The 7,125-nt window shown below is 45.7% G+C and carries 7 protein-coding genes; 4 read left to right on the top strand and 3 right to left on the bottom strand.

The annotated features are described in order from the left end of the window. Positions 1 to 151: 151 nt before the first annotated feature. Positions 152 to 1,615 carry an amidophosphoribosyltransferase gene (purF, locus tag IQ242_RS12240; protein WP_193960159.1) on the top strand — a complete coding sequence of 488 codons (1,464 nt, stop codon included), beginning with the start codon at positions 152 to 154 and terminating at the stop codon, positions 1,613 to 1,615. A 395-nt stretch (positions 1,616 to 2,010) separates the two neighbouring features. Here purF and IQ242_RS12235 read toward each other — a convergent pair whose 3' ends face one another. Together IQ242_RS12235 and aroA are read right to left on the bottom strand one after the other, a co-directional pair. Continuing rightward, positions 2,011 to 3,726 (bottom strand): ABC transporter ATP-binding protein, encoded by a 1,716-nt coding sequence (locus IQ242_RS12235; RefSeq protein WP_193960158.1) that lies wholly within the window; start codon positions 3,724 to 3,726, stop codon positions 2,011 to 2,013. 195 nt (positions 3,727 to 3,921) lie between these two features. Continuing rightward, entirely contained in the window at positions 3,922 to 5,262 is a 1,341-nt protein-coding gene (gene aroA / locus IQ242_RS12230; protein ID WP_193960157.1) for a 3-phosphoshikimate 1-carboxyvinyltransferase, read from the bottom strand. Between the two features lie 59 nt (positions 5,263 to 5,321). On the opposite strand from aroA, the gene IQ242_RS12225 reads away from it, so the two are divergent. Together IQ242_RS12225 and IQ242_RS12220 are read left to right on the top strand one after the other, a co-directional pair. After that, positions 5,322 to 5,600: a hypothetical protein gene (locus tag IQ242_RS12225; RefSeq protein WP_228020954.1), complete on the top strand. Its 279-nt coding sequence runs from the start codon at positions 5,322 to 5,324 to the stop codon at positions 5,598 to 5,600. A gap of 161 nt (positions 5,601 to 5,761) precedes the next feature. Then, on the top strand, positions 5,762 to 6,304 hold the full coding sequence (locus IQ242_RS12220) for a peroxiredoxin (protein ID WP_045361782.1): 543 nt from the start codon (positions 5,762 to 5,764) through the stop codon (positions 6,302 to 6,304). 71 nt (positions 6,305 to 6,375) lie between these two features. Here the strand turns inward: IQ242_RS12220 and IQ242_RS12215 are convergent, their stop codons facing one another. Next, positions 6,376 to 6,540 (bottom strand): hypothetical protein, encoded by a 165-nt coding sequence (locus tag IQ242_RS12215; RefSeq protein WP_193960156.1) that lies wholly within the window; start codon positions 6,538 to 6,540, stop codon positions 6,376 to 6,378. A gap of 144 nt (positions 6,541 to 6,684) precedes the next feature. On the opposite strand from IQ242_RS12215, the gene IQ242_RS12210 reads away from it, so the two are divergent. Then, positions 6,685 to 7,125 (top strand): AAA-like domain-containing protein (locus IQ242_RS12210; protein ID WP_193960155.1); only part of this gene is annotated, 441 nt, incomplete at its 3' end.

The following is a 7,125-nucleotide window of genomic DNA, read 5'->3' as shown; positions in this document are numbered from 1 at the left end:
AAAGAAGGCTGTAATCTTGAGGCCGTCAGCTAGATAAGATGGCCGATTATATCGGTAAATAAAGGCTGATAGCTGATCAATAAATCGTTAAAAGAAGATTAAGATCGGTTAAGATTTTGTTACCAAAGTATTCTGCAGCCCCAACCCTCCCATGTCTAGCCATCCCGACTCATCCCTATTCTTGAACCGCGTCGATAAGCCTGAAGAAGCCTGTGGAGTTTTTGGACTCTATGCCCCCGAGGAAGAAGTAGCAAAACTGACCTATTTCGGACTCTATGCCCTGCAACACCGAGGACAGGAATCGGCAGGTATTGCCACCTACGACGGGGAAACGGTGCATTGTTACAAGGAAATGGGCTTAGTTTCCCAAGTTTTTAGCGAAACTGTCCTTAAAACCTTGCCCGGTACTCACGCGGTCGGTCATACTCGTTACTCTACCACCGGTTCTAGCCGTCGGGCCAATGCCCAACCTGCTGTGATCGAAAGCCGTTTGGGTAAACTTTCCCTAGCACATAACGGCAATTTAGTCAATACTTTTGAGTTAAGAAATGTATTAGAAAAGCGCGGTTGTGATCTCGTCACCACCACCGACTCGGAAATGATCGCGGTCGCTATCGGTCAGGAGGTGGATAGTGGCAAGGATTGGATAGAAGCGGCGATCGATGCCTTTAGCTATTGTAGCGGGGCTTATAGCCTTGTTATCGGCACACCGACGGGAATTATCGGGGCGCGGGATCCCAATGGTGTCAGACCCTTAGTAATTGGGGTTTTGCAAGAAGAAGGCAATCCCCTCCGTTATGTTTTAGCTTCGGAAACCTGCGGATTAGATATTATCGGGGCCGATTATCTGCGGGATGTGCAGCCGGGGGAATTAGTTTGGATTAGTGAAGATGGCTTATCTTCGGTGGATTGGGCCATGAAACCGGAGAAAAAATTATGCGTTTTTGAGATGATTTATTTTGCTCGTCCCGATAGCATTGTCCACGAGGAATCTTTATATACTTATCGGGTACGTTTGGGGGAACAATTAGCCAAAGAGTCGCCGGTAGAAGCAGATATGGTGATGGGAGTTCCCGATTCGGGTATTCCAGCAGCGATCGGATTTTCGCGCATTTCTGATATTCCCTACGCGGAAGGATTGATTAAAAATCGTTATGTGGGACGGACTTTTATTCAACCAACCCAACACATGAGAGAGTCGGGAATTAAGATGAAATTGAATCCTTTAAAGGATGTTTTACAGGGAAAAAGAGTTATTATTGTTGATGATTCGATCGTGCGGGGAACCACTAGCCGGAAATTGGTTAAAGCTTTACGCGATGCTGGAGCAAGAGAAGTTCACATGAGAATATCTTCACCTCCGGTGACTCATCCCTGTTTTTATGGCATTGATACGGACAATCAAGAGCAATTAATTGCGGCAACTAAATCGGTGGCGGAAATTCAGGCACAAATCGGGGTGGATAGTTTAGCTTATCTCAGTCAAGATGGAATGTTAACAGCAACGAAGGAAGATCCGAAAACCTTCTGTACTGCCTGTTTTAATGGCGATTATCCGATTCCTGTACCCGATAATGTTAAGCGATCGAAGTTGATTTTAGAAACAGTTAAATAGGGGTTGCTGAATAAATCTAAAAACCTTGCTGGGTAAGACTTTTAGGCTTTTTTTTCCTCAAAAAGTGCCGACCATTGGAGTGATTGGAGGGAAAATTCTAGGACTTTTTCCATGAAAATTAGGTAGGGTTTGCTGAAAAAGTAGGGGCGAAGCATTCGGATAGAAAATCTACGGTTTCACCGATAGGTTATTGCCCGAATGCTTCGCCCCTACAGGACTCTCAAAATCTTGCACCTGTGGGAGCGAGAAAAGCCACAAAAACCTTACCTTGCCTACATTTCACATTTATTCAGCAAGCCCTAGGTAATTGACCACCTGAAAATGGGTAAAACCCCACACCCCACACCCTGTCCCCACGAATAACTTTTTGCCGCAAACCCTAAATAGCCTCAAGGCTAAATCCTCTGAAAACAATCGGCAATTTCCTGGGGAGTTAAAAGAGAATTGGGATAACCGGAAAGTTGTCCTAATTTTTGTGCTAATAAAACTGCTTGAGGTGGAGTTAGATAGGTTTTGGCTAAGAGATCGGTTTGATGATAAGCTTGCCGGATTGGGGCATCTAAAAGGATAGTTCCTTGACCCATAATAATTACTCTTTCGGCGTATTCTGGCATTAAATAGAGGTGATGGGTGATCACAATCACGGTTTTGCCCATCTGGTGTAATTGACGACTCACCTCTAAAATTGCCTTAGCTCCTTGGTAATCTTGGCCGGTGGTGGGTTCATCAAAAACAACTATGCGCGGTTCCATGGCTAAAATTGCCGCAATCACTACCCGCGCTCGATCGCCTTTCGGTAAGGAGAGAGGATGATAGGAGCGATATTCTAGCAATCCCATGGCTTCTAGACTTGCTTCTGTGCGTTGGTTGACGATTTCTGGAGAATAACCGAGATTAGTCAGGGCAAATGATACTTCTTTCTCGACAGTGGTGTTAAAAATTTGATTATCGGGATTTTGGGCTACATAACCGATCGAACGAGCTAAATCACTGACAGAAAAGCTAGTAATCGAACGTCCATCAATCATAACTTGACCGCTGGTCGCCGAGAGAAGATTGAGAAAATGCTTGACTAAAGTGCTTTTTCCTGCGCCATTTTGACCGATAATCAGCAGATATTCCCCTTCGGCAATATCGAGGGACACATCCCGCAGGGCGGTAGTACCATCGGGGTAGGTATGGCAGAGATTTTTTACCCTCAGTAGGGGGTTTAAGGGGTCAGAAACCGACGATAAGGGAGGGGTTGGGGTGATTTTATGATAAAAGGATTTAATCTCGTTTAAACGGGCAAAACTGCGGTCTAGGGTGACAGGAATCGACTCGACCGCCCCGATTTTCTGCTCGATCAAGGCAAAAGTAGTGGCCACTTGCGGAGGACGCAGGGCATTTTCCTGTAAAAGTTGTACTTGGGAGTAGATCTCTGCTGGGGTTCCCATAGCTTTGATCGCACCATCCCTTAATAGTACCAGGCGATCGGCATATTCGGCCATTTCCTCGGCCGCGTGGGAGACCATCACAATAGTGACACCGAGATGGCGATTTAATTCCTTAATGGTGGCGAAAACTTCCTGGGATCCCACCGGATCCAGTTGGGAGGTGGGTTCATCGAGAATTAACAAAGCGGGCTGAACTGCGAGAGCGGCGGCGATCGCTAATCGTTGTTTTTGTCCTCCCGATAATTCCCCCGGGGATTTTTTTTCCATTCCCTCTAACCGGACTGCCGCTAAAACTTTGGGAATACGCGCTTTAATTTCCTCTCGCGGTAGCCGTAAATTTTCTAGGGTAAAAGCGATTTCATTTTCTATCGAAGTGGCTAAAAGTTGCGTTTCGGGATCTTCAAATACTGCCCCCACATAGCGGGCCAAGGTGCTAACGGGATGGGTTAAAGTGTCTAAACCGGCTACTGTTGCATAACCAAAAAAACGCCCTCCGTAGAATTGGGGGACAATACCGTTAAGAGTTAAACAGAGAGTAGTTTTTCCCGCACCTGTGGGCCCGATAATACCTAAAAATTCTCCTCGATGAATTGCTAAAGAGATATTTTTCAGCACTAGATTGGAGGATTCGGGATAAATATAGGAAACTTTCTCTAATTGGGCGATGATTTCCATTATTGGTGGGGAAGAGAAGACGGGAGTGGAGTAGATGGGGAGATATTTTTCAGGGAAATGCGAGTTAGGGACGCTTCTATTTTTCGCTACCTCGATCGATGAACTCGATTATCACACAGGCGGCCTACTACTCTATGATTTATCCTGCAATTTTACCAGTTACCGCTCGCCCGTTCGCAGAAAAACTTAATATTTCTACTCTTGACAAATTTGCTGTAAGGTGGTCACAAAATCGGGGTAGGAAATGCCGGCCGCTTCAGCGCGATGGATAGTGGTGGGTTGACGGGAATTGAGGGCAGCGATCGCTAGACTCATAGCAATGCGATGATCGGTAAAACTGTCCACCTCCGTGCCGAATAGGCCCGTACCGCCGGTAATCTCTAAACCATCGGGTAATTCCCTTACTTTTGCCCCTAGGCGATCGAGTTGGGTGGCCATCACCGTCAGGCGATCGCTTTCCTTCACCCGTAATTCCTCAGCATCCTTGATAATTGTCGTTCCTTGGGCAAAAACCGCCGCTACTGCCAAAATCGGAATTTCATCGATCAGACGGGGTATAATCTCACCGGCGATCGTGGTTGCCTGTAGTGGACTGGATTTCACCCGCAGATCCGCCACCGGTTCCCCCGTCACCACCCGTTGATTTTCGAGAGTGATATCTGCTCCCATTGCCTGTAAAACCTGTAAAACTCCAGTTCTAGTCGGGTTTATTCCCACATTTTCGATTAATAACTCGGAATTAGGCACGATTGCCCCCGCTACCAACCAAAAAGCTGCCGAACTGATATCCCCGGGTACAATCACCGTTTGTCCGGTTAAAGTGGGATAACCCGTCACCGTGACGCTATTAGTCTCCCCATCCACCTCAATATTTGCCCCAAAAGCGCGCAGCATCCGTTCACTGTGATCACGAGATAAAGCAGGTTCCGTGATCGTGGTTTTCCCCTCGGTTAACAGTCCAGCGAGGAGAAGACAGGATTTCACCTGTGCAGAAGCAACGGGAGAATAGTAGTGTATCGGTTGCAGATATTCCCCAGAAACGGCTAAAGGAGCCAAAGAATGGGCTTTTCTGCCCCAAATTTGCGCCCCCATTTCCTTGAGGGGTTTCACCACCCGGGACATGGGACGCGATCGCAGGGAAGCATCGCCGGTGACGACAAAAAAACGGTCTCGATGACCAGCCAATAATCCTAACATTAAGCGGATCGTCGTGCCGGAATTGCCGGCATCGAGGATTTCTAAGGGTTCCTCAAGATTGCCTAAACCCCTACCTTTGACGATCACTTTCTCGCTGTTGAGTTGGGAAATTTCCACACCCATGGCACGAAAACAACTAGCGGTACTGCGGGGATCTTCGCCCAATAATAACCCATGAATAACAGTTTCTCCTTCGGCGATCGCTCCTAACATCAGGGAACGATGGGATATGGATTTATCGCCGGGGATGGTGATTTTTCCCCGTAATCCCGTGATTTTGGCTGGATCGATGACTAAATCTTGATGGGATTGAAGGGGGTTAAGGGTGACAATAGACATGATCGTTAGGCAGATGAAGACAAGCTCGATCTATTTTCCCTCTTTACCTCGCCCTTTCCTTGTCAAGTTATGTAAAGAATATTAAGCTAGAACCATTCGGTCATCAGTTTTTTGTCATGCCCACTACGGCCCAAGAAGTTTATAATCAAGTGGTTTGCCACTTATCATCGGGGGAACATTTGCGATTGGCCACAATCATTCTCAATGAACTTATCGGACAACAACAACCACCATCGCTAGATCAAAGTGATACCTGGACTGAGGAGGATCAGATCGATCTTGTCAATTTTTCCCTAAACTATGCGGCCAAAACTTTCTGTGATGTGGAGGGGATTTAATTGGTGACGTTTTCTTCTGGAGATGTGGTGACAGTTGATTTTCCCGGTGTGACAGGAACAAGGGAAAGGACACAAAGATTGATCGCTCCCGTATTAGGTTAAACTTATCACACCAAGAAACTGATAACTGATAACTGATAACTGATAACTGATAACTGATTATGTCTCGTCGTCAACTGTTGAGTTTTTTAATTGCAGTAATTCTGGCATTTTTTGCCTTTATTCCCGATGCTAACGCTTTGGGTGGACCCCAACCCCCTTTAAATCAACCGGCACCCGATTTTACCCTACCGACTAACACGGGAGAAGGGAATATTTCCCTATCGGACTATCGGGGTAAATGGGTAGTTTTGTATTTTTATCCCAAGGATTTTACCCCCGGCTGTACCCTAGAAGCGCGGCGTTTTCAGCAGGATTTGCCGAAATATATGGCTAAAAATACGCAAGTTTTAGGGGTAAGTGCCGATGATGTCGATTCTCATGCGGAATTTTGTGACTCGGAGGGGTTAAAATTTCCCTTACTGGCAGATACTACCGGAGATGTTAGTAAAGCTTATGGTTCTTGGATGGGTTATGTTTCCCTGCGTCATACCTATCTTATCGATCCCGATGGGATTTTAAAAGAGATTTATTTAGGGGTAAATCCTGCCATTCACAGTGCCGAAGTTTTAGCACGTTTAGAGGAATTACAGGCGAGTTCATAAAAAAAATCCCGACCACGATTTTTTCATCGGTGCGGGATATAGACTAACAACCTTAACCGAGATAATCAGGACTAATTGCAATTATCGTCCTTATCACCCTTACAGTCACGGTTTTGTAAAATTAGCGGCGAAGAGGAATGGTCAAAATGGTTATCTTGACTACTAACCGCTAAAGTGTGAGGAATTGAACCTAACAGCAAGGAGGCCACAACAAACAAGGTTAACGAGATTTTCATGGTTTTACTCCCTTAGACACCATCAGGTAATTGACCTATTTTTAGCATAGGGTTTTCCCGCTCGGATGTCAGTCCCATTGCCAAGAGGGAAAAAGGGGTTAACATGGAAAAAAAGGGAATATAAGTAGAATAAAGTAGAACCGGATGAAACCACAGGGATGGGACGAGTTTCTTAAACATCTAGCCAGAGAATACGGTGTTCAGGGTAAATTAAAGGAGATTTTTTTAGTTCGTTTTGCCTACGAAAATTGGCGCAAACCGGATGAGGAAATTTGGGAAATGGCCGAGGCTGCCAGCCATGAAACCTATAAAAAACAGATGACTAAAATCTATAGCTATTTCTCGGCAGATAAAGATAATGGCTGTCCCGAACTAGAATTAGGTAGTAAAGGGCCGGGTAAGTTCCAAATCCTCCGAGAATGGTTCAAAGATCTCAAATATCCTCAATGGAAAAATCACCCCACCCCGATACTAGCAGAAAAATCGGTTATAGATAGTTATATTAGCCGCCCTCCCGTCGAAAGCGACTGTTATCAAGAAATTAATCGTCCGGGGTCACTCATTCGCATTAAATCCCCCGAAAAG

It is taken from the genome of Microcystis sp. LEGE 08355 (assembly GCF_015207185.1).
Taxonomy (GTDB): domain Bacteria; phylum Cyanobacteriota; class Cyanobacteriia; order Cyanobacteriales; family Microcystaceae; genus Microcystis; species Microcystis panniformis.
This window is presented reverse-complemented; position numbering and strand designations above follow the sequence as displayed.